The sequence below is a fragment of the Paenirhodobacter enshiensis genome, assembly GCF_000740785.1.
Lineage (GTDB): Bacteria > Pseudomonadota > Alphaproteobacteria > Rhodobacterales > Rhodobacteraceae > Rhodobacter > Rhodobacter enshiensis.
Genome location: NZ_JFZB01000001.1, coordinates 49,157 through 70,654, shown reverse-complemented (window position 1 = coordinate 70,654; position 21,498 = coordinate 49,157). Strand labels below are relative to the sequence as shown.

General features: G+C 67.6%; 23 protein-coding genes and 1 tRNA gene. 13 read left to right on the top strand and 11 right to left on the bottom strand.

The window, feature by feature from the left end:
- Positions 1-68 precede the first annotated feature (68 nt).
- From CG50_RS00315 to CG50_RS00295, 5 genes are read left to right on the top strand one after another with little or no spacing between them, the layout of a single operon-like run.
- Positions 69-1,130 carry an SPOR domain-containing protein gene (locus CG50_RS00315; RefSeq protein ID WP_036633858.1) on the top strand — a complete coding sequence of 354 codons (1,062 nt, stop codon included), beginning with the start codon at positions 69-71 and terminating at the stop codon, positions 1,128-1,130.
- A 3-nt stretch (positions 1,131-1,133) separates the two neighbouring features.
- Positions 1,134-2,135, top strand: coding sequence for a glycoside hydrolase family 3 N-terminal domain-containing protein (locus CG50_RS00310; RefSeq protein ID WP_036633856.1), 1,002 nt, complete (start codon positions 1,134-1,136; stop codon positions 2,133-2,135).
- Positions 2,128-2,925, top strand: a complete 798-nt coding sequence (locus CG50_RS00305; RefSeq protein ID WP_036633853.1) for a segregation and condensation protein A — start codon at positions 2,128-2,130, stop codon at positions 2,923-2,925. The genes CG50_RS00310 and CG50_RS00305 overlap by 8 nt, the downstream gene beginning before the upstream one ends.
- Positions 2,922-3,563, top strand: a complete 642-nt coding sequence (scpB, locus tag CG50_RS00300) for an SMC-Scp complex subunit ScpB (protein ID WP_036633851.1) — start codon at positions 2,922-2,924, stop codon at positions 3,561-3,563. Before CG50_RS00305 ends, scpB begins: the two co-directional genes overlap by 4 nt.
- Positions 3,564-3,586: 23 nt before the next feature.
- Positions 3,587-3,793: a hypothetical protein gene (locus tag CG50_RS00295; RefSeq protein ID WP_036633849.1), complete on the top strand. Its 207-nt coding sequence runs from the start codon at positions 3,587-3,589 to the stop codon at positions 3,791-3,793.
- 218 nt (positions 3,794-4,011) lie between these two features.
- Here the strand turns inward: CG50_RS00295 and CG50_RS00290 are convergent, their stop codons facing one another.
- The 8 genes from CG50_RS00290 to CG50_RS00255 all read right to left on the bottom strand — a co-directional run bounded on the left by CG50_RS00290 (position 4,012) and on the right by CG50_RS00255 (position 9,968).
- The gene (locus tag CG50_RS00290; protein WP_036633848.1) at positions 4,012-5,091 is read right to left on the bottom strand and encodes a 2'-deoxycytidine 5'-triphosphate deaminase; all 1,080 of its coding nucleotides are present in this window, start codon (positions 5,089-5,091) and stop codon (positions 4,012-4,014) included.
- Positions 5,092-5,173: 82 nt separating this feature from the next.
- Positions 5,174-5,251, bottom strand: a tRNA-Pro gene (locus CG50_RS00285).
- 41 nt (positions 5,252-5,292) lie between these two features.
- A complete protein-coding gene (locus CG50_RS16770; protein ID WP_152559386.1) occupies positions 5,293-6,327 on the bottom strand; it encodes a MerR family transcriptional regulator in 1,035 nt (344 codons plus the stop codon).
- A 28-nt stretch (positions 6,328-6,355) separates the two neighbouring features.
- Positions 6,356-6,658 carry an integration host factor subunit alpha gene (ihfA, locus tag CG50_RS00275; protein ID WP_036633846.1) on the bottom strand — a complete coding sequence of 101 codons (303 nt, stop codon included), beginning with the start codon at positions 6,656-6,658 and terminating at the stop codon, positions 6,356-6,358.
- A 108-nt stretch (positions 6,659-6,766) separates the two neighbouring features.
- Complete coding sequence (locus CG50_RS00270; RefSeq protein ID WP_036633843.1) at positions 6,767-7,741, bottom strand: beta-ketoacyl-ACP synthase III; 975 nt, start codon at positions 7,739-7,741, stop codon at positions 6,767-6,769.
- Positions 7,738-8,811, bottom strand: a complete 1,074-nt coding sequence (gene plsX / locus CG50_RS00265) for a phosphate acyltransferase PlsX (RefSeq protein WP_036633841.1) — start codon at positions 8,809-8,811, stop codon at positions 7,738-7,740. The genes CG50_RS00270 and plsX overlap by 4 nt, the downstream gene beginning before the upstream one ends.
- A 142-nt stretch (positions 8,812-8,953) precedes the next feature.
- Positions 8,954-9,160 (bottom strand): 50S ribosomal protein L32, encoded by a 207-nt coding sequence (gene rpmF / locus CG50_RS00260; RefSeq protein ID WP_036633840.1) that lies wholly within the window; start codon positions 9,158-9,160, stop codon positions 8,954-8,956.
- A gap of 241 nt (positions 9,161-9,401) precedes the next feature.
- Positions 9,402-9,968: a YceD family protein gene (locus tag CG50_RS00255; protein WP_051909271.1), complete on the bottom strand. Its 567-nt coding sequence runs from the start codon at positions 9,966-9,968 to the stop codon at positions 9,402-9,404.
- A 148-nt stretch (positions 9,969-10,116) separates the two neighbouring features.
- Here CG50_RS00255 and CG50_RS00250 point away from each other — a divergent pair, with 148 nt between their 5' ends.
- From CG50_RS00250 to proB, 8 genes are all read left to right on the top strand, one after another.
- Positions 10,117-10,596, top strand: a complete 480-nt coding sequence (locus CG50_RS00250; RefSeq protein WP_051909269.1) for an outer membrane protein assembly factor BamE — start codon at positions 10,117-10,119, stop codon at positions 10,594-10,596.
- A gap of 127 nt (positions 10,597-10,723) precedes the next feature.
- Positions 10,724-11,515 (top strand): GNAT family N-acetyltransferase, encoded by a 792-nt coding sequence (locus CG50_RS00245; protein ID WP_051909267.1) that lies wholly within the window; start codon positions 10,724-10,726, stop codon positions 11,513-11,515.
- A gap of 10 nt (positions 11,516-11,525) precedes the next feature.
- Complete coding sequence (locus CG50_RS00240; RefSeq protein WP_036633837.1) at positions 11,526-13,352, top strand: ABC-F family ATP-binding cassette domain-containing protein; 1,827 nt, start codon at positions 11,526-11,528, stop codon at positions 13,350-13,352.
- Positions 13,353-13,612: 260 nt separating this feature from the next.
- Positions 13,613-13,999, top strand: a complete 387-nt coding sequence (rplU, locus tag CG50_RS00235; RefSeq protein WP_036633833.1) for a 50S ribosomal protein L21 — start codon at positions 13,613-13,615, stop codon at positions 13,997-13,999.
- Between the two features lie 15 nt (positions 14,000-14,014).
- Positions 14,015-14,284: a 50S ribosomal protein L27 gene (rpmA, locus tag CG50_RS00230; protein WP_036633830.1), complete on the top strand. Its 270-nt coding sequence runs from the start codon at positions 14,015-14,017 to the stop codon at positions 14,282-14,284.
- Between the two features lie 240 nt (positions 14,285-14,524).
- Positions 14,525-15,064, top strand: coding sequence for a GNAT family N-acetyltransferase (locus CG50_RS00225; RefSeq protein ID WP_036633828.1), 540 nt, complete (start codon positions 14,525-14,527; stop codon positions 15,062-15,064).
- A gap of 160 nt (positions 15,065-15,224) precedes the next feature.
- On the top strand, positions 15,225-16,250 hold the full coding sequence (obgE, locus tag CG50_RS00220; protein WP_051909266.1) for a GTPase ObgE: 1,026 nt from the start codon (positions 15,225-15,227) through the stop codon (positions 16,248-16,250).
- Positions 16,238-17,380, top strand: a complete 1,143-nt coding sequence (proB, locus tag CG50_RS00215) for a glutamate 5-kinase (RefSeq protein ID WP_051909264.1) — start codon at positions 16,238-16,240, stop codon at positions 17,378-17,380. Before obgE ends, proB begins: the two co-directional genes overlap by 13 nt.
- Positions 17,381-17,554: 174 nt before the next feature.
- Here the strand turns inward: proB and ispG are convergent, their stop codons facing one another.
- The 3 genes from ispG to hemA all read right to left on the bottom strand — a co-directional run bounded on the left by ispG (position 17,555) and on the right by hemA (position 21,377).
- Complete coding sequence (gene ispG / locus CG50_RS00210; RefSeq protein ID WP_036633825.1) at positions 17,555-18,673, bottom strand: flavodoxin-dependent (E)-4-hydroxy-3-methylbut-2-enyl-diphosphate synthase; 1,119 nt, start codon at positions 18,671-18,673, stop codon at positions 17,555-17,557.
- A gap of 105 nt (positions 18,674-18,778) precedes the next feature.
- Positions 18,779-20,035: a helix-turn-helix domain-containing protein gene (locus CG50_RS00205; protein ID WP_036633822.1), complete on the bottom strand. Its 1,257-nt coding sequence runs from the start codon at positions 20,033-20,035 to the stop codon at positions 18,779-18,781.
- Between the two features lie 112 nt (positions 20,036-20,147).
- Positions 20,148-21,377 carry a 5-aminolevulinate synthase gene (gene hemA / locus CG50_RS00200; RefSeq protein WP_036634265.1) on the bottom strand — a complete coding sequence of 410 codons (1,230 nt, stop codon included), beginning with the start codon at positions 21,375-21,377 and terminating at the stop codon, positions 20,148-20,150.
- Between the last annotated feature and the right edge of the window lie 121 nt (positions 21,378-21,498).

Here is a 21,498-nt window from a genome sequence, read left to right as displayed (position 1 = left end):
CGGGTGAGGCACAGGCAGTAACCCTCCGGTCGCGCCCTCGCGCGCTGCCGGACCGCGCGAGGGCGGGCATGGCGAGTTTCTATGACAACCGCGACGAGGGCGGCCCTGACGACGCGCCCGCGCCGCGTCCGCCGCGCGAGGCGGTTTCCGCTTTCGTATCGAAATGGCTGCGCAATGCCGGTGCGATCACCTCGGTCGTGCTGATTCTGGGCGTCGTGGTCTGGAGTTATCGCCTGGCAGAGCGTGACATGGCCGGTCTGCCGGTGCTGCGCGCGACCGACGGTCCGGCGCGGATCGCGCCCGACGATCCGGGCGGTGACATGGCGCAGCATGTCGGCCTCGCGGTGAACGAGGTCGCGGGCGGCAAGATCGCCACGGAAGCGCCGTCGCGCGTGTATCTGGCCCAGCCCCCCGAGGAACTGACCGAGGACGACACGGCGATGCTCGGTGTCAAGAGTATCCCCCAGGTGCAGCGGCCGCAGCCCGTGCTTCTCGAAGAGGCGAGCCCGGCGAATGAGCCCACCGCGAATGTGCCGCAGTCGACGGCGATTGCGCTCGACGACGATCCGGCCTCCGATGCCGAGCCTGCCGCTGCGCCGCCGGCCCGTCCGGGCGAGCCCGTCGCCGTGGTCAGCAAGCCCGATCAACCCTATCAGATCTCGGCCAATGCGCCGGACGACCGGATCCCGGCTTCGGTCCCGGGGGTGAAATCCTCGCCCCGTCCGGGGGCGCGTCCCGTCGATGTGGTGCCGCCGGCCCCTGCCGCCGCCGCGTCGGCAGCCAGGCCCTCCGACAAGCCCACCGACAAGCCTGCCGCGGAACCGCCGGCTCCGGCGAAACCCGCGCCGGTCGTCGAACTCGATCCCGCGAAGGTCGCTGCGGGCACGCGGGTGGTGCAGCTCGGTGCCTTCGACAACGCCGAGGATGCCCGCACCGAATGGGACCGGCTGACGAAGAAATTCGCCCCGCAGATGCAGGGCAAGCAGCGGCTGATTCAGCCCACGACCACCGGCGATCGCACTTACTACCGGCTGCGCGCTGCGGGCTATGCCGACCTCGACGAGGCGCGCCGGTTCTGCGCCGCGCTGGTCGCGGGCAAGGCGAACTGCATTCCGACCCTGGTGCAATGACGGATGGCTTACGCGACGATCCTCGGCTGTGCCGGCCTGACGCTCTCGGCTGACGAACGCGCTCTCTTCCGCGCGGCCGATCCCTGGGGTTTCATCCTCTTCGCGCGCAATGTCGATACGCCCGATCAGCTGCGGCGCCTGACGGACGCGCTGCGCGAGACGGTCGGCCGCGAGGCCGCGATCCTCGTCGATCAGGAGGGCGGCCGGGTGCAGCGCCTGCGCCCGCCCTACTGGCGCGACTGGCCGGCGCCGCTCGATCAGGCGGAAACCGCGCGCGATCCGGTGCGCAGTTTCCGGCTGCGCGCGCGGCTGATGGCCGACGAGCTGCGCGCCGTCGGCATCGACGCGAATTGCGCGCCCTGCTGCGATCTGGCGACGCCCGAAACCCATCCGTTCCTGCGCAACCGCTGCATGGGCAGCGACGTGGCCAGCGTTGTCGCGAATGCCCGCGCCACGGCCGAAGGGTTCCTCGCTGGCGGCGTGCTGCCGATCGTCAAGCACATGCCGGGCCACGGCCGGGCGGTGTCGGACAGCCACAAGGAAACCCCCGAGGTCGCCACCCCCGCGGCCGAGCTGCGCGCGACCGATTTCGCGGTGTTCCGCGCGCTCGCGGACCTGCCCCTCGGCATGACCAGCCATGTCCGCTACACCGCCTTCGACGAGGCGCCGGCGACGCAATCGCCGCGCATGATCGGCCTGATCCGCGACGAGATCGGCTTCGACGGTCTGCTGATGAGCGACGATATCGACATGCAGGCGCTGTCCGGCACCCCGGCGGAACGCGCCGCGCTCAGCATCAATGCCGGCTGCGATCTGGTCCTGCATTGCAACGGCGACATCCCGGCGATGGAGGCGAGCACCTCTGCCGCCGGCCCGCTGACCGCGGCGGCCGAGGCGCGCTCGGCCCGTGCCCTCGCGTTCCGCCATGCCCCCGATGCGGTTGACATCGCAGCCCTCAGCGCCGAACTTGATGCCCTGTTGACGGGCGGCAAGGTGCATGGCTGACGAAACCCACCTGTTCGAAGCGACGAGCGTGTCCGAGCGGCTGGCCGCCGAGGCGCTGATCGTCGATGTCGACGGGTTCGAAGGGCCGCTCGACCTGCTGCTGACGCTCGCACGCACCCAGAAGGTCGATCTGCGCAAGATCTCGGTGCTGCATCTGGCCGAGCAATATCTGGTCTTCGTCGAGCGCGCCAAGGCGCTCAGGATCGAGCTCGCCGCCGATTATCTGGTGATGGCGGCCTGGCTCGCCTTCCTGAAATCGCGCCTGCTGCTGCCCCCCGACCCCGAAGCCGAGGGCCCCTCGGCCGAGGATCTGGCGGCGCATCTGGCATTTCAGCTCGAACGTCTGCAGGCGATGCGCGAGGCCGCGGCCAGCCTGATGGCGCGCGATCAGCTCGGTCGCGAGTTCTTCGCGCGCGGCGAGCCGCAGGGCATCGCCCGCGTGCGCCGCACCGAATGGCGGGCGACGCTGCTCGATCTGATGCAGGCCTATGCCCGCATCCGCACCCGCGACGAGTTCCGCCCCTATGCGTTCGACCGCAAGGATGTCTATACGCTTGAACAGGCGCTCGACCGGCTGCGCACGATGATCGGCTTCTCGGGCGAGTGGAACGAGCTTTCGGCCTATCTGCCCGAGGACTGGACCGCCGATCCCGCGCGCTGGCGTTCGGCCACGGCGGCGACCTTCCTCGCCTCGCTCGAACTCGCCAAGCAGGGTCAGATCGAGATCCGCCAGCGCGAGAATTTCGCCCCCATCGCGATCCGCGCCCGAACCGAACCGAGGGACCGATGACCGACGATGCCCCGCTTTTCCCGGTGCCGCCTCTGGCGGAGCAGGAACGCATGGTCGAGGCGATGCTCTTCGCCTCCGCAGCCCCCCTCAGCCTGCGCGATATGGAGCGCCGGATGCCGCGCGGCTGCGATCCGGCCGAGGCATTGATGCTGTTGCGCCGCCGCTACGAGGGCAGGGGGGTGCATGTCACCCGCGTGGGCGATGCCTGGGCGATCCGCACCGCGCCCGACCTCGGCCATCTGATGAGCCATGAGACGCTCGAGCAGAAGAAGCTGTCGCGCGCCGCGGTGGAAACCCTGGCGATCATCGCCTATCATCAACCGGTCACCCGCGCCGAGATCGAGGAAATCCGCGGCGTCGCGGTGTCGCGCGGCACCATAGACCAGCTGCTGGAACTCGAATGGATCCGGCTCGGGCGGCGGCGGATGACGCCGGGGCGGCCGGTGACCTTCGTGGTGACGGAGGGCTTCCTCGACCACTTCGGGCTCGAGACCGCGCGCGATCTGCCGGGGCTGCGGGAACTGCGCGCGGCGGGGCTGCTCGATTCGAAACCGCTTCCCGGAACCCCGGGCCCCGAGGATGAAGAGGACGAGGAAGACGATATCCCCGTCGGCCAGAGCGAACTGTTCGAGGACTGACCCCCTCCGGAAAGGAGACAGCGATGAACCTCAATCAGATCATCAACCTGCTGATGAGACTGTTCGGCCGGCGCCTGCTGAACGGCGCCATATTCCGGGGAATCGAGCTCGCTGCCCGCAAGGGCAAGCCGGCCGAACAGATGACCGAAGCCGAGCGCAGGGCCGCCGGCACCATGAGGCAGGCGGTCAAACGGGTTCAGGACGCGATGCGCATCACCCGCCGGTTCTGATCCGCCGGTTCAGGGGGCTCATTCGCCATGGCGAGGGCCTGTCACCGTCCTCGCATGCCAGGCGCGCGCCGGCGATGACAGACAAGGCGCATCCTTGCGCTTTCGATTCGCCGCAAATATCCCGGGGGTGAGGGCCGAAGGCCCGAGGGGGCAGAGCCCCCTTTCTTTTACGTCTTGGCGGGGCAGAGCCCCCTTTTTCGCACGGCCCCCGGCCGCGCTCACTCGGTGCGGAAATTCTTGGCGAGTTTCAGCCCCTGGCCCTGATAGTTCGACGCGATCCCCGCGCCATAAAGCCGATCGGGCCGCGCGGCCATCCGCTCGTACAGCAGCCGCCCGACCACCTGACCGTGTTCCAGCACGAAGGGCGCCTCGTGGCAGCGCACTTCCAGCACGCCGCGAGACCCCGCGCCCCCCGCCGTCCCATGGCCGAAGCCCGGATCGAAGAAGCCCGCGTAATGCACCCGGAACTCGCCCACCATGGCGATATAGGGCGCCATCTCGGCGGCGTAATCCGGAGGGATCGTCACCGCCTCGCGCGAGACGAGAATATAGAACGCGCCGGGATCGAGGATGATCCGCCCCTCGCGGGTGCGCAGCTCCTCCCAGAAATCGCGCGCCCGGTAATGGCCGATCTTCTCGAGGTCGATCACTCCGGTATGCGGTTTGGCACGGTAACCCACCAGATCGCCCGCCGCCGGATTCAGATCGACCGAGAAGCCAAGCCCGTCGTCGATCAGTGCTTCGCCCGACACAAGGGGCTCGCGCGCGTTCAGCGCGCTCAGCTCGGCATCGCTCAGCACCGCATCGCCGCGCCGGAACCGGATCTGATTGAGCCGCATCCCCGGCCGCACCAGAACCGAGAAACTGCGCGGGCAGATCTCGGCGTAAAGCGGGCCGGTGTAGCCCGCGGGCACATGGTCGAACTCGGTGCCGCCGTCGATGATCACGCGGGTCAGCAGATCGAGGCGCCCGGTGGAGCTTTTGGCATTGGCGACGGCGCTGACGTCCTCGGGCAGCGCGAGCGATTCCATCAGCGGCACCAGATAGACGCAGCCCTTTTCCAGAACCGCGCCGCCCTTCAGATCCATCCGGTGCATCCCGAAATCGTCGAGCTTGTCAGCCACCCGCGTCGCCTTGCCGGCAAGGAACGAGGCCCGCACCCGATAGGCCACGTCGCCAAGCCGCAGATCGAGGCTCGCGGGCTGGATCTGCGCTTCGCCGACCGGGACCGGGGCCAGGATCTCGCCGCGGGCGATCATCGCGCGCAGGGCAGAATCGGGGAGGATGCCGGGCGTCATGCTGTGCCTTTCCCGAAGGGGTGACGTCGAAGGGGCCGAAATACCAGAACGCCCACCCGCAAGGGGTGGGCGTTTCTCGTGTTGGTCGGGCCGGAGAGATTCGAACTCTCGACCTTCCGCCCCCCAGACGGACGCGCTAACCAGACTGCGCCACGGCCCGACGAGGGGCATATAGAGGCATCCGGGGGCCGGGTGCAAGCGTCAAAACGCACTTTTTCCGGGCGCCGTTTCGGGACCGGTTTCCACCCCCGCATCAGAGGCTTCCGCAAGCCGCCGGGCCAGCGCGACGAGGCGAACCCGCACCATGCCGAGGGTCGCGCGGTCCTCGCCGCTCAGCCCCGTTCCACTCAGCCGGCGCAGCGCCCGGGCGGTGGCAAACCCCTCGGCCGGGGCGGGCAGAGGGGAACGGTCGGGCACGATTTCCGTGCCTTCCGTCATTTCCCCGATTTCCCCGGCGATCTCCACGACCTCGGTGCGCAGAAGGTCCGTGCCGTTTCCGTCATCCGGACCTGTCCGTGCGACGCTCGTGCGCTCCGAATAGATCAGAACCTTGCGCCAGCCCGTCGCACCGGTTTCCGGGGGCGCAGAGGCTGCGGCACCGTCGTCGCTGCCAGAGGCAGCCTGCGCGCCATCGGCCGTCACGGCATCCGTCCCATCGGCGCGGGAGGGCTCTTCCGGCGTCAGAGGCGCTTCCGCGCGGACCGTCTCCGGAGACGCAACCCGCCCGTGCGGCCCGCTTTGCGGCTCCGATCCGGGGCCGTCAACGGCAGGGCCAAGCCCTTGCACCCCCTCCGCCAGTGCCGCTGCCGGGGCATCGGTGTCCGTGCCGGCATCGCTCTGCGGTGGGGGGCGGAGGGCAGAGGCCTCCGATCCGTGCCCGGCTTCGGACAGGGGTGTCGGGCGCTCCGCAGGCGCAACCGCCGCCGGGGCGGGGGGCTCGTCCTCCGGCGCGGCGAACAGCCGGCTGGTGTCGGCAAAGCCCATCACATGGCTGACGCCCTTGTCCTTCAGCAGCTTCTGCACATCGCGGATCGACAGGCCTTCGCCATGCAGAAGATGCTTCAGCCCGCCCAGAAGCGCCACGTCGGCCGGGCGGAAATAGCGCCTCCCGCCCGCCCGTTTCACCGGCCGCAGCTGCGAGAAGCGCGTCTCCCAGAACCGGATCACATGAGCAGGGGTTTCCAGAAGCTCTGCGACCTCGGAAATGGTGCGGAAGGCATCGGCGGATTTTGTCATCGGCGGCCTCCTGTCCGGGCCGTCGCGATCAGTTCGCGTTGCCGTCGGCGACGCGGTCCTTCATCAGATGCGAGGGGCGGAACGACAGCACGCGGCGCGGGCTGATCGGAACCTCTTCGCCGGTCTTCGGATTGCGGCCCATGCGCGAGTTCTTCTCGCGCACCGAGAAGGTGCCGAAGGACGAGATCTTCACCGTCTCGCCGGCCACCAGCGCATCCGAGATGTGCTGCAGCACGCTCTCGACCAGCTTGGCCGATTCGTTGCGGGACAGGCCAACCTCGCGGAACACGGCCTCGCTCAGGTCCATGCGGGTCAGGGTCTTGTCGGACATGCCATCCTCCGGGATCGTTTGGGCCACGATGTGCGCATTGGTTCCTCGAGTCAATATCGGCAGCGGGGGCGGATCGTCAGCAAAGGGGCTGACGGGCCCCGGCGACCGTTACCAGCGCAGGACGACCGATCCCCAGGCCAGACCGCCGCCGATCGCCTCGGTCACCAGCAGGTCGCCTTCCTTGATCTGGCCGCGTTCGGCCCCGATCGACAGCGCCAGCGGAATCGAGGCGGCCGAGGTATTGCCGTGATCCTGCACCGTCAGCACGACGCGTTCGAGCGGCAGCTGCATCCGTTCCGCGGTGGCGGTGATGATGCGCAGATTGGCCTGATGCGGCACCAGCCAGTCGACATCCGAGCCGCTCAGCCCGACCTTTTCGAGCGCGGTATGCGCGGTCTCGGCAAGCTTGGTCACCGCGTGCTTGAACACGGCATTGCCCTGCATCCGCAGATGGCCAGCCTGACCGTTGGTCGAGACCCCTCCGTCGACATACAGAAGTTCGCGGTAGCGGCCGTCGGAATGCAGATCGGTCGACAGCACGCCGCGGTCGTCGGTGGTGCCGGTGCCGGTCGCCGCTTCCAGAATCAGCGCGCCGGCGCCGTCGCCGAACAGCACGCAGGTGCCGCGGTCGGTCCAGTCCATGATGCGCGAGAAGGTCTCGGCGCCGATCACCAGAACGCATTTGGCCTGGCCCGAGACGATCAGCCCGTTCGCGTTCGCCAGGGCATAGACAAAGCCCGCGCAGACCGCCTGAATGTCATAGGCGAAGCCCTGACGCATGTTCAGACCGGCCTGAACCATCGTCGCGACCGAGGGGAAGGTGTAGTCGGGCGTCGAGGTGGCGACGACGATGGCGTCGATCTGATCGACACTCATTCCGGCGTTTTCCAGCGCCTGTTCGGCCGCCTTGATCGCCAGCTGCGAGGTGGTCTCGCCCTCGGCGGCGAAATGACGCCGCTCGATGCCGGTGCGCGACCGGATCCATTCGTCCGAAGTGTCGAGGGTCGCCTCGAATTCCTTGTTCTCGACGACGCGCGACGGCAGGTAATGGCCGACGCCCCGAACCACGGATCTGATGTTCATTTTGCGGACTCGTTGCTGGCCTCTTCCGAGGGGGCATCCTGCCCTGCCGGAGCGGCGGAGGCAACCCGGGCCGCCATCCGCTCCAGGAAACCGGAACGGGCAAGACGTGCCGCGAGGTCGATTGCGGCGGCGATGCCGGTGGCATCCGCTCCGCCGTGCGATTTTACCACGGTGCCATTGAGCCCGAGGAAGACCCCGCCGTTCGCACGGCGCGGGTCGATCTTGTCTTTCAGCCGCTTCAGCGCCGACATCGCCAGAAGCGCGCCGAGCTTCGCGAGCCAGGTCGAGGTCAGCGCCTCCTTCATCAGCCGCGACGCCATCTTCGCGGTGCCCTCGCCGGTCTTCAGCGCGACATTGCCGGTGAAACCGTCGGTGACGATGACGTCGACGCGCTCGGCCGGCAGGTCGTTGCCCTCGACGAAGCCGACGAAAGCGAACCCGCCACGGGCCTGGGCACCGGTCATCAGCTCATGGGCGAGGCGAAGTTCCGCAGTGCCCTTGTGCTCTTCGGTGCCGACGTTCAACAGGCCGACGCGCGGCGTTTCTAGGCCGAGAGCGTAATGCGCATAGGCCGCACCCATGATGCCATAGGTCAGCAGATCGTGGGCGTCGGCGCGCACATCGGCGCCCATGTCGAGCATGACGTTCCAGCCGCCCGGATTGAACGACGGCCACAGCGAGGCGATCGCCGGCCGGTTGACGCCCGGCAGCTTGCGCAGCCGCAGCATCGACACCGCCATCAGCGCGCCGGTGTTGCCGCAGGAAACGGCGACCGCCGCTTCCCGGTTGCGCACCGCATCGACCGCCGACCACATCGAGGTGTCGGAGCCATGCCGCATCACCTGCGACGGCTTGTCGTTCATGGTGACGACGGCCTCGGCGTGGCGCAGGCTGCAAATGTCCGAAAGACCGCGTGCGGCGATCAGCGGGGCCACTTCGGCCTGACGGCCATGCACCAGAAAGCGCAGGGCCGGATTGGCCGCATGGGCCAGCGCGATGCCGTCGAGCACAGCAGCAGGGCCGCGGTCGCCGCCCATCGCGTCGATAGAGATGAGATTCGTATCGGTCATAGAGACGACAGCGGCGCCGGACGGATCCGGCGCCCTGGCCACCCGGGGGTGGCCCTGCAATCGTGCAGCGTCCGCCGGATCCTGGGCCTGCATCTGCTCCTGTTCAGGTGGCATCACGAAGAGGCGTCAGGCGGCGAGCGATTTACGCAGCGTCGTCGTCGATGTCGGTCTCGGCGGTCTGGGCGACCACTTCGCGGCCGTCATAGTGACCGCAGGCGCCGCAAACGTGGTGCGGGCGCTTCAGTTCGCCGCAGTTCGGGCATTCTGCCGGGTTACCGGCGACAAGGGCATCATGCGCACGGCGCATGTTGCGACGGGAGCGCGTAACTCGGTTTTGCGGGACAGCCATTGTGTCAACCTCGGTGTTCGGGGGCCCGGAGCCCGTTGAGGGGCCGGGAGGCCCTGATTCTTCTGGATCTCGTCACGGCTGCCAGGATGGCTGACCGGGTGCGAACCCAACCTGTGAATGAGGCCGGGAACATACTGTGTTTCCGGCTCGTTGCAAGTGCTTTCTCGCGCCGGTTTCGTGCGTGGTGGCACGAAGGACGCGAAATGCCCGCTTGTTCTGCGCGCAGCCGCGCGGTGAGGGCCTAGTCTTCGGTCTTGCGGCCGAGCAGCTTGCCCAGATCGGCGAAGGGGCGGCGGGTGTCGTCCGCGGTCGGGCCTTCCCCGTTCGCGGCGGGCAGCTCGGCGCCTTCGGCCCGGGGATAAAGCGGCAGCGCCAGCTCCAGCGTTTCCAGCGCGACGGCCGCGAGGTCGATCACCGGCGGCAGGCGTTCGAGGCTGTCGTCCTCGGGGATCTCGACCTCGGTGCCCTCGGGTTCGGGCAGGTCGGCGACGTAGCGGCGCACGACGGGTTCGGTGAGGGCGGTGGTGACCGGTGCAAGGGTGACGACGCAGGCCTGCACGACCACCGCCCCGAACTCGGCCTCGAGCTTCCAGTCGGTGCGCCCGAGGGGGGTCATCGTGCCTTTCAGGTGCAGGCTGTCGAGCGCCTCGATCCCGGCCCAGGCGGCGATGCGCGCGCGGGTCTCCGCATCGGGGGAGATGTCGAAGCGCGTCGGCTTGCGGCTTGCGAGCTCTGCGGGGCGCAGCGTGCTCGACCAGGGCAGGGGGGCGGTGGGGCCCGCATCGGAGCGGGGATCGGAATTGTTCATCGGTGGGCCTCGGGGAAAGGACGGGACGGCGGGCGGAGCGGGCGGCGAATGGCCGGTGCGGTGGAACCGGCCCCCGCATCGCGCTTGAGGGCCGCTGCCGCATGTTGTAATCGGGATAAAAGGCCGCGGGCCGCGAGGCAAGAGGGGGATGCGAGTGAAGTCCGGAACCATGACGCGGCAGGGCGCGAAGGCGCTGGTGCTGGTGGCGGCAATCGCGCTGGCAGGCTGTCAGCCGCTTTACGAGAATCATGGTTACGTGCCCCCCGCGGACCAGCTGGCCGGCGTGCAGGTCGGCAAGACCACGCGTGACGAGCTGGATGGCATGATCGGCCGGCCGTCGTCGAGCGGCGTTCTCGCCGGCTCGGGGTGGTATTACGTGCAGTCGCGCTGGCGCACGTATGGCGCTTTCGCTCCGAAGGAGGTCGACCGGCAGGTTGTCGCGATCAGCTTCGACGGCAAGGGCGTGGTGTCGGACGTGGCACGCTACGGGCTCGATCACGGCGAGGTGGTCACCTTGTCGCGGCGCGTGACCGAATCGAACATCAAGGGCATCGGCATCGTGCGTCAGCTGATGGGCAGCTTCGGCCGGATCTCTCCGGATCAGGCGCTCGGACATAACGATAAGTAAGCCGGGGACAAGCAAGCCGGGCGGGCGCTCTCGCCCGCCGCGTTCCTCGCGGGTCGCGGCGGGGCTTCCTCGGCGGGCGCAGATCGGCTAGCCTGACTTCGGGCCAGACGGCAGGAGTGCGCGACGGATGCAACCGCTTTCCACGGGCCGCTACAGGGTGCGCCTTGCTCAGTCGGAGCGCGATCTCGCTGCGGCGCAGGCGCTGCGCGGACGGGTATTCCGCACCGGTGCCGCCACGGACCGCGACGATTTCGATGCGATCTGCCGGCACGTTCTGGTCGAGGACGGGCAGGATCGTCTGATGTGCTGTTTCCGGCTGCTGCCGCTGCCGGGTGGTGCCGCGATCGGCACCAGCTATTCCGCCCAGTTCTACGATCTTGCCGCGCTGAGCGCTTTCGCTGCGCCGATGATCGAGGTCGGCCGGTTCTGCCTGGCGCCCGGCTGTCACGATCCGGATGTGCTGCGGCTGGCGTGGGGGGCGCTTGCCTCCGAGGTGGCGGCACAGGATGCGGGAATGCTGTTCGGCTGCTCGTCGTTTCACGGACTGGACTGGCGCGCCTATGCCGATTGCTTCGCGGCGCTGGCCGGCCGGCATCTAGCGCCGGAGCGGTGGCGGCCGCAGGCGAAGGCACCGCAGCTGGTGCACTATGCTCAGGCGCTCGCAGGACAGATACCCGATCTGCGCCGGGCCCAGCTGACCATGCCGCCCTTGCTGCGCAGTTATCTGGCGATGGGCGGCTGGGTCAGCGATCACGCCGTGGTCGATGAGGATCTGGGCACGCTTCATGTGTTCACCGGGCTGGAGATTGCGGCGATTCCGCCGGCGCGCGCGCGGGTGCTGCGGATGGGAGCGGTTCCTGTATCGGGCGCGGGTTCCGCGGGTGCTGGCCCCATTGACGTTTGCGGGGCGCGCCTGTAGCCCGCTGGACATGGCACGCGCACCCCTTTTGCAACTCTCCGGCATTTCCCTGACCTTCGGCGGCGATCCGCTGTTCGAGGGTCTCGATCTCGTTGTCCAGCAGGGCGACCGGGTGGCCCTCGTCGGGCGCAACGGCTCCGGCAAATCGACGCTGATGAAGATCATGGCCGGGATGATCGAGCCCGACCGCGGGGCGCGCGTGGTGCCGGCGGGCACGACCGTCGGCTACATGGAACAGGAGCCCGATCTGTCGGGCTTCGCCACGCTCGGCGATTTCGCGGCCTCGGGCCTGTCCGAGGAAGATCATTACAAGGTCGATGTGGTGGCCGAGGGGCTGAAGTTCCGCCCCGACACCCCGGTCGAAACCGCCTCGGGCGGCGAGCGGCGGCGCGCGGCGCTGGCGAAGCTCTTGGCCGAGGCGCCCGATCTGATGCTGCTCGACGAGCCGACGAACCATCTGGATATCGAGGCCATCGCCTGGCTTGAGGATACCCTGCACGACACCCGCAACGCCTTCGTGGTGATCTCGCATGACCGGGCGTTTTTGCGCAATCTGACGCGGGCGACGCTGTGGGTGGACCGCGGCCAGGTCCGCCGGCAGGAGCGCGGCTTCGAGGCGTTCGAGGACTGGCGCGAACAGACCTGGGCCGAGGAAGACGAGGCCCGCCACAAGCTCGACCGCAAGATCAAGGCCGAGGCGCGTTGGGCGGTCGAGGGGATCTCGGCGCGGCGCAAGCGCAACATGGGCCGGGTCCGCGCGTTGCAGGATCTGCGCGCCGAACGCGCCGGGCAGATCCGCCGTCAGGGTGTGGCGGCGATGGAGATGGACGCCGGTCCGCAGTCCGGCCGCCGGGTGATCGAGGCGAAGGGCCTGACCAAGCGGTTCGGCGCCAAGACCATCGTCGAGAATTTCAACCTGCGGGTGATGCGCGGCGACCGGGTGGCCTTCGTCGGGCCGAACGGCGTGGGCAAGACGACGCTTCTGAAGATGCTGACCGGCGAGATTGCGCCCGACGCGGGCGAGGTGAAGCTCGGCACCAATCTGGAGATGGCGGTGTTCGATCAGGCGCGCGCCACGCTGGATTTCAACATGACGCTGTGGGACGGGCTGGTGAACGACCCGTCGATGAAGGTCATGGGGCAGGCCGATCAGGTGATGGTGCGGGGGCAACCGCGCCATGTGGTGGGCTATCTGAAGGACTTCCTGTTCGACGAATCGCAGGCCCGTGCGCCGATCGGTGCGCTGTCGGGCGGCGAACGCGCGCGGCTGCTGCTTGCGAAGATCATGGCGAAGCCCTCGAACCTGCTGATCCTCGACGAACCGACCAACGATCTGGATGTCGAGACGCTCGATCTGTTGCAAGACATTCTGGGCGAGTATGACGGCACCGTGCTGCTGGTCAGCCATGACCGCGATTTCATCGACCGGGTGGCAAGCACCACCATCGCGATGGAAGGCGACGGGCGCGCCACGGTCTATGCCGGCGGCTGGAGCGATTATCAGGCGCAGAAGGCGCTTGCCGCCCCCGTGGCGGCCGCTGCTGCGGCGAAGCCGGCGGCCAGGGCCGCCCCGGCCGAGGCGAAGCCCGCCCCTGAACCCGCCCGCAAATCCGGCCTCAGCTTCACCGAGAAGCACCGGCTGGAGGCGCTTCCGGGCATCATCGAGAAGCTCGAATTCGAGATCGGCAAGCTGAGCGAGCTGCTCGGCGATCCCGAACTGTTCACCCGCGAGCCGGTGAAATTCGCCAAGGCCACCCAGATGCTGAGCGAGCGCCAGACCGCCCTTGCAGCGGCCGAGGAAGAGTGGCTCGACCTCGAGGAGCGGGCGGGCGCCTGAGCGGTCCGGTTCCGCTTCGCCCCGCCTTTGCACGCAGGGCGAACGGACGCTTCGCGCCCTATATTCCGCTTGACTCCGGGGGGCTCCTCGCCGATACACCGCGAGCCCGGCGGAGGACTGCCTTTCGCGGGGGAATCTTTATCAACTCCGCCCCGGATCCGGGGCGCGCTGCCCGAAGGCGGGAAACCGTTAAACCCGGAACGCCTGTTTCGACAGGCCGGAAGGTGCCGCAGGGCGCGGCTGTATCGAAGGAAAGACCCATGTTCGCGGTCCTCAAGACTGGCGGCAAGCAATACAAGGTTCAGGCGGGCGACGTGCTCCGCGTGGAACTGATCGCTGCCGTTGCTGGTGAAAAAGTCCAGTTCAACGAAATTCTGATGGTCGGTGGCGAAACCCTGACCGTTGGCGCCCCGACGGTTGCGGGCGCGGCGGTCGTGGCGGAAGTCATGGACGTCATCAAGGCCGACAAGGTCATCACCTACCACAAGCGCCGCCGCAAGCATTCGTCGCAGCGCACCCGTGGCCACCGTCAGAAGCTGACGCTGGTTCGCGTGACTGAGGTTCTCGCCTCGGGCGCCGAAGCCTCGGGCGTGAAGGAAGCCGTCGGAACCGCTGCCGCGCGCGTCACCGCGCACGAAGCGAAGTAAGAGGAGACCGGAACAATGGCTCACAAAAAAGCAGGCGGTTCGTCCCGCAACGGCCGCGACTCCGCTGGCCGTCGCCTTGGCGTCAAGCTCTACGGTGGCGAAGCGGCCCGTCCGGGCAACATCATCGTGCGTCAGCGCGGCACCCAGTGGTGGCCGGCCGCGGGCGTCATGATGGGCAAGGATCACACCATTTTCGCCGTCGTCGATGGCAAGGTGACCTTCCACAAAGGCCTCAAAGGCCGCACCTTCATCTCGGTCCTCCCTGTTGCGGAGGCGGCCGAGTAAGCCGACCCGTTACACGGTATCGTATCAGGGGGATCGGCTGTCAGGCCGGTCCCCTTTTTTCTTGCGCAAACGCTGCGGGCGGGCGCGAGGGGGCCGGGAACGAACAGGATTTTCGGTGCTTTGCGGGGGAATTTCGCCTTCCGGCCCGTCGTCTTTAGGATGTCATCAACGGGTGTCATCCAGACTGCGGATCCGGGCGCAGACCCCGCGCCGGTGCCGGCGTTTCGAGGAGGAACGCAGATGTATCAGGAACCCATCACCGCCCAGCCCGTCATCGAGACGGAACGTTTCACCCTGCGCCCGCTGCGCAAGTCGGACGCCGGTCTGATCGCCATGTACACCGCTGACCGTCGCGTCGCCGAGGGCACCCGCGCGATCCCGCATCCGCTGCCTCCGGGCGCGACCGAGGGCTATGTCGCCCGCGCCATGGCCGACAACCGGGCGGAGGATGTCTGGGCGATCGACGGTTCGGCCCGGGGACTGGCCGAGGTGCTGGGCGTGGTCTCTCTGACCCGGATCGAGGACGATCAGTCCGAGGTCGGGTTCTGGGTTGGTGCAGGGTTCTGGAACACCGGCTTCGCGTCCGAGGCGGTGAATGGCATCGTCTCGGCGAATCCGCATCGCTCGCGCACCCTGTTCGCCGAGGTGTTTCAGGACAATCCGGGCTCTGCCCGGGTGCTGACCAATGCGGGCTTCGCTTATCTGGGCGATTCTGAAAGCTGGTCGGTGGCGCGCAATGCGCGGGTGCCGACCTGGACCTATCTGCGCAACATGGGCTGAGGGGCGGGGCTGTCCGGGCTTCGGACCGGCTTCGGGGAGGGCCAACCCTCCCCGATCCCCACCCGCCGGGAGGGCGACCCCTCCCGGACCACCCATCCCGCGCTTGATCTGTGGCGCGGTGCAGCGTATGCCGGCGCCTTGCAAACCAAGGACTCCGACGATGAAATTCCTCGATCTCGCCAAGGTCTACATCCGCTCCGGCGCCGGTGGCGGCGGCTGTGTCTCGTTCCGCCGCGAGAAGTTCATCGAGTTCGGCGGACCTGACGGCGGCGACGGCGGCAAGGGCGGCTCGGTCTGGGCCGAGGCGGTCGAGGGGCTGAACACCCTCATCGACTTCCGCTATCAGCAGCACTTCTTCGCCCAGAACGGCCAGCACGGCATGGGCAGCCAGCGCACCGGCGCGGATGGCGACGACATCGTGCTGAAAGTGCCCGTCGGCACCGAGATCATCGACGAGGATGAGGAAACCATCGTCGCCGATCTGACCAAACCGGGCGACCGGGTGCTGCTTGCCAAGGGCGGCAACGGCGGCTGGGGCAACCTGCAGTTCAAATCGGCGACGAACCGCGCCCCCTCGCGCGCCAATTCCGGGCAGCCGGGGGTCGAGCGCACGCTGTGGCTGCGGCTGAAGCTGATCGCCGATGCCGGGCTTCTGGGCCTGCCGAATGCCGGCAAGTCGACCTTCCTCGCCGCGGTGTCGAACGCCCGGCCGAAGATCGCGGATTATCCGTTCACCACGCTGGTGCCGAACCTCGGCGTCGTCGGGGTCGATGGCAAGGAATTCGTCATCGCCGATATTCCCGGTCTGATCGAGGGTGCCTCTGAGGGCAGGGGGCTGGGTGATCAGTTCCTCAGCCATGTCGAGCGCTGTTCGGTGCTGCTGCATCTGGTCGATGGCACCTCCTCGACCATCACCAAGGATTACCGCACCATCATCGGCGAGCTGGAGGCCTATTCGCCCGAACTCGCCGCGAAGCCGCGGATCACCGTGCTGAACAAGATCGACGCACTCGATCCGAAGACCCTGTCGGGGCGGAAACGCTCGCTCGAGAAGGCCTGCGGCCAGCCGGTCATGCTGATGTCGGGCGTCTCGAAGAAGGGCGTGACCGATGTGCTGCGCGCGCTTTGGGCCGAGATCAGCGGCGGCGAGGACGAAGGCGAGAAGGCGACGGCATGGCATCCCTGAGCGAGGGTTCCGCGCGTCCTGACATCCGGCCGGATATCAGGACGGCGCGGCGGCTGGTGATCAAGATCGGCTCGGCGCTGCTGGTCGGGCCGGAGGGTCTGCGCGAGGACTGGGTGCGCGCGCTCGCCCGCGACGTGGCCGAGGCGCGTCGCGCTGGAACGGATGTGGTGATCGTGTCCTCGGGTTCGATCGCGCTCGGGCGGCGGGTGCTCGGTCTGCCGGCGGGCGCCTTGCCGCTGGAGCAGAGCCAGGCAGCGGCGGCAGTCGGCCAGATCCGTCTGGCGCGCGCCTATGAAGAGGTGCTCGATCCGCTCGGCGTGACCACGGCGCAGGTTCTGGTGACGCTGGAGGACACGGACGACCGGCGCCGCTATCTGAATTCGCGTGCGACGCTCTCGACGCTTCTGGGCCTCGGCGTGGTGCCCATCGTGAACGAGAACGACACCGTCGCGACGGACGAGATCCGCTTCGGCGACAACGACCGGCTGGCCGCGCAGATCGCGGTAACGGTGGGCGCCGATCAGCTGGTGCTGCTGTCGGATGTCGACGGGTTTTATTCCGCGAATCCGAAGGAAGATCCTTCGGCAGTGCGCTTCGAGACGGTCGAACACATCACCCCCGAGATCGAGGCGATGGCCGGCGATCCGATTTCCGGCCTGTCGAAGGGCGGGATGAAGACCAAGCTGCTCGCGGCGAAGACCGCTGTGGCGGGCGGTTGCGCCATGGCGATCATGGAGGGCTTCGTGTCCCGTCCGCTGAGCGCGCTGGCCGAGGGTGCGAACTGCACCTGGTTCCTGCCTGAGGGTGACCCTCAGGCGGCGCGCAAACGCTGGATCGCTGCGATGAAGCCGCGCGGCGAGCTTCGCATCGACGCCGGCGCGATCGAGGCACTCGAACACGGCAAGTCTTTGCTGCCCGCCGGCGTGACCCGCATCGTCGGCCATTTCGGCCGGGGCGAGCCGGTGAGCATCATCGGCCCCGATGGCGCCTCGCATGGCAAGGGGCTGGTGCGCTACACCGCCGAGGAAGCGCGCAAGATCGCCGGGCACCGCTCGCGCGAGATCGAGGAGATCCTCGGTTATCCGGGGCGCGCGGCGCTGGTGCACCGCGACGACATGGTCATCGACTGAGATCGCTGTCGCAAGGAGGGGGCCAGCCCCCTCTTTTGCGCTGACGCGCAAAATTCACCCCTGGGATATTTATGGAAAGCCGAAAGACGAAGCGCTCTGCTTTTCGGCTTTCCATAAATATCCCGGGGGAGTCCGGCGCAGCCGGACGGGGGCAGAGCCCCCGCCTTGTTTCCGTCAGGCTTCCGAGGCTTCGGTTTCGAGCTTCTCGGCCTTTTCTTCGACCAGGCGCACGATCTCGTCGATCATCTGTTCGTTCGACATCTTGTGGCTCGCCTTGCCGGCCATGTAGATCATGCCCGCGCCATTGCCGCCGCCGGTGAAGCCGATATCGGTCATCAGCGCTTCGCCCGGGCCGTTCACCACGCAGCCGATGATCGACAGGCTCATCGGCGTCTTGATGTGTTCGAGGCGCTTTTCCAGGATCTCCACCGTCTTGATGACGTTGAAACCCTGACGCGCGCAGGACGGGCAGGAGATGATCTGCACGCCGCGGGTGCGCAGGCCGAGCGATTTCAGGATCTCGTAGCCGACCTTGACCTCTTCGACGGGATCGGCCGACAGGCTGACGCGGATCGTGTCGCCGATGCCCATCCACAGCAGATTGCCCAGACCGATGGCCGATTTCACCGTGCCGGTGAGCATCCCGCCCGCCTCGGTGATGCCCAGATGGATCGGGGCGTCCGTCGCTTCGGCGAGCGCCTGATAGGCTGCCGCGGCGAGGAACACGTCCGAGGCCTTGCAGCTGATCTTGTACTCGTGGAAGTCGTTGTCCTCGAGGATGCGGATATGGTCGAGACCGGATTCCACCATCGCCTCGGGGCAGGGCTCGCCGTATTTCTCAAGGAGGTGCTTCTCGAGCGAACCGGCGTTGACGCCGATGCGGATCGAGCAGCCGTGGTCCTTCGCGGCCTTGATGACCTCGCGCACGCGGCTGGCGTCGCCGATGTTGCCGGGGTTGATGCGCAGGCAGGCGGCGCCGGCCTCTGCGGCCTCGATGGCGCGCTTGTAGTGGAAATGGATGTCGGCGACGATCGGCACCGGGCTTTCGCGGCAGATCTCCTTCAGGGCGCGGGTGGCGTCCTCGTCGGGGGCCGAGACGCGCACGATGTCGGCGCCGACTTCGGCCGCACGGATCACCTGATCGAGCGTGCCCTTCACGTCCGAGGTGAGCGTATTCGTCATCGTCTGCACCGAGATCGGCGCATCGCCGCCCACCGGCACGTTGCCCACCATGATCTGGCGCGACTTGCGGCGTTCGATCGAACGCCAGGGACGAACGGGATTGAGCGACATGGCCTAGCCTCCGGTTATGCCGGTTTCAAATAGGACAGCCGCTGCCCGAGGGCAACGGCTGCGCGATTTTCGTGATCCGGCTGTCATGGTCCCGGGGGCAGGGGGTCAGTCCCCGGACGCCCCGTTTGCCGGCTGCGTCACGGCACTGGCATCGGCGACCGCGACCATCTTCGCCAGATCGCCATCGGCCGAGACATTTGCAACGGCAAATTTCTCGTTGATCGATTCGGGCGAGAGCACGATGTTCTTGGCCACCTCGCCGCGTTTGCCGACCGGGCCATGCGCCACGCCGTTGACCGCGAAATAGACCGCGCCCGATTCGCCGGTTCGCAGGACCGGCGGCTCGGCCATCTTCGGCACGGTGTAACGCTCGCCCGCGTCCATCACCTTTTCCAGAAGCGTGCTGCCATCGGCCGACTTGATCCGAACCCAGGACGGCCGCACCGCCAGAATTTCGAGTTCCGGCGCGGCAGCGGTGCCGCTGGTGCGCAGGACCGGCGCGGCGGTGCCGTCGGCGGGTGTCGCGGCGGCAAGCTGCGTCGTTCCGGCCGGGGCAGGGGCCGCCGGATCCGGCGACTGACCGGCCAGAAGCCCGGTCTGCGCCGGGTCGATCGAGGCGATCGGGCTGTCGCGCGACACCATCACCGGCGCGTCGAGGCTTTGCGGGCGATAGATCCGCCCGGCGGTATCGACGCTCGGGGTGTCGGGGAGGGTATCGGCCGCCGCGGTCTGCACGGTTTCATGCGCGGGAACGGCAACCGGGTCCAGATCTGCACTGACGCCCGGGGCCTGATCGACCGGCGACAGCTGAACGCGCTGCACTTCTTTCAGCACGGACCAGCCGGCGTAACCGATACCGCCGACCAGCGCCGCCAGAACCAGAACCGAACCCACGGCGCGCAGCTCGATCTTAGACCAGAACCCTTCCGGACGCGGAATGAACGGCGTGGTGGGATTGGTGAGCGCGTTGCCCATGTTGGTCGCACCGGCCTGGGCCGGAGCCCCGGTGACGGTGGCTCGCGGGGTGCGCGCCGCCGGAACCAGCCCGGCATGAGCGCTGTGATAGCCTGTTTCGATACAGAACCGCTCGAACGCCCAGTCCGGATCGAGGCCGAGGTAGCGCGCATAGGAGCGCACATAGCCCGGCAGGAACGACTGGGTGTCAAAAGCCGCCAGATCGCCGCTTTCGATGGCCGCGATGTAGGCAGCCTTGATGCGCAGCTCGCGCTGCACATCGAGCAGGGATTTCGAGAGCGTGGCGCGCTCGCCGCGCATCATGTCGCCCAGTTTGAGCTCGAAATCGTCGAAGCCTTTCAGCTTGTCCTCTTCCATCGCCGAAGGAGACCCCTTCCGCCCGATCATTTGCCTGTCCTGCCTTCGAGAAATGCGAGGTTGTCGATTCGGTCGCGGCGCACCGCGATCCTTGGGCGTTACGTATCACAAGCCAGAGAGCGGTGCACTCGCTGAAAATGGCTCAGGCGCTTTTCTCGGCACGATTCAGCGCGCAGCGCGACCACAGGCTGTCGATGGCTTTCACCAGCCTGTCGATCTCTGCCGCGTCATGCACGGGCGAAGGGGTGAAGCGCAGACGCTCCGTCCCGCGCGGCACGGTCGGGTAGTTGACGGGCTGGACATAGATCGAGAACTCCTCGAGCAGCCGGTCCGACAGCAACTTGGTGTGCACCGGGTTGCCGATCATCAGCGGCACGATATGGGTGCCGTTGTCGACGAAGGGCAGGCCGAGCGCCTTGAACCTGGTCTTCAGGATCGCCGCATGGGACTGCTGCGCGGCGCGCAGTTTCACGCCTTCCGGCCCCTTCAGATAGCGGATCGAGGCCGCGGCACCGGCCGCCACCGCCGGCGGCAGCGAGGTGGTGAAGATGAAACCCGGCGCATAGGAGCGCAGCGCATCCACCATCTTCGCCGAGGCCGCGACATAGCCGCCGAACACGCCGAAGGCCTTGCCGAGCGTGCCGTTGATCATGTCGATGCGGCCCGTCTCGCCAAGCTTCTCCGACACGCCGCCGCCATGGGCGCCATACATGCCGACCGCATGGACTTCGTCGAGATAGGTCAGCGCGTTGAATTCCTGGGCCAGATCGCAGATCGCGCTGATCTTGCCGAAATCGCCGTCCATCGAATAGACCGACTCGAAGGCGATCAGCTTCGGCGTCTCGGGCGCGTCGGCAGCCAGCAGTTCGCGCAGATGCGCGATGTCGTTGTGCCGGAAGATCCGCTTCTCGCCCGGCAGGCGGCGGATCCCCTCGATCATCGAATTGTGGTTCAGCTCGTCCGAATAGATGATGAGCCCGGGGAACAGCCGGCGCAGCGTGCTCAGCGAGGTGTCATTCGCCACATAGGCCGAGGAGAACACCAGCGCCGCTTCCTTGCGGTGCAGGCTCGCGAGTTCGCTTTCCAGCGCGTGGTGATAGACCGTGTGGCCCGAGATGTTGCGCGTGCCGCCCGAACCGGCACCCACCGTGTCCAGCGCCTCGTTCATCGCCGCCAGCACGACCGGGTTCTGCCCCATGCCGAGATAATCGTTGCCGCACCAGACGGTGATTTCCTTCTTCGACCCGTCGGGGCAGGCCCAGATCGCCTTGGGGAACTGGCCGCGCTCGCGCTCGATCTCGATGAAGGTTCGATAACGCCCCTCCTCGTGCAGCTTGTCCAGAGCCTGATCGAGAGCGTTTTCGTAATTCATTTCCATTGTCCTAGCTGTCCGCGGGTGTGCACGCCGTCGCGAGGAAGGCCTTAGCGGCCCATAACACGGTGGCCATTGATAAAGATCAAATGACGGGAGGGGGAGTGAAAAAATGTCCCGC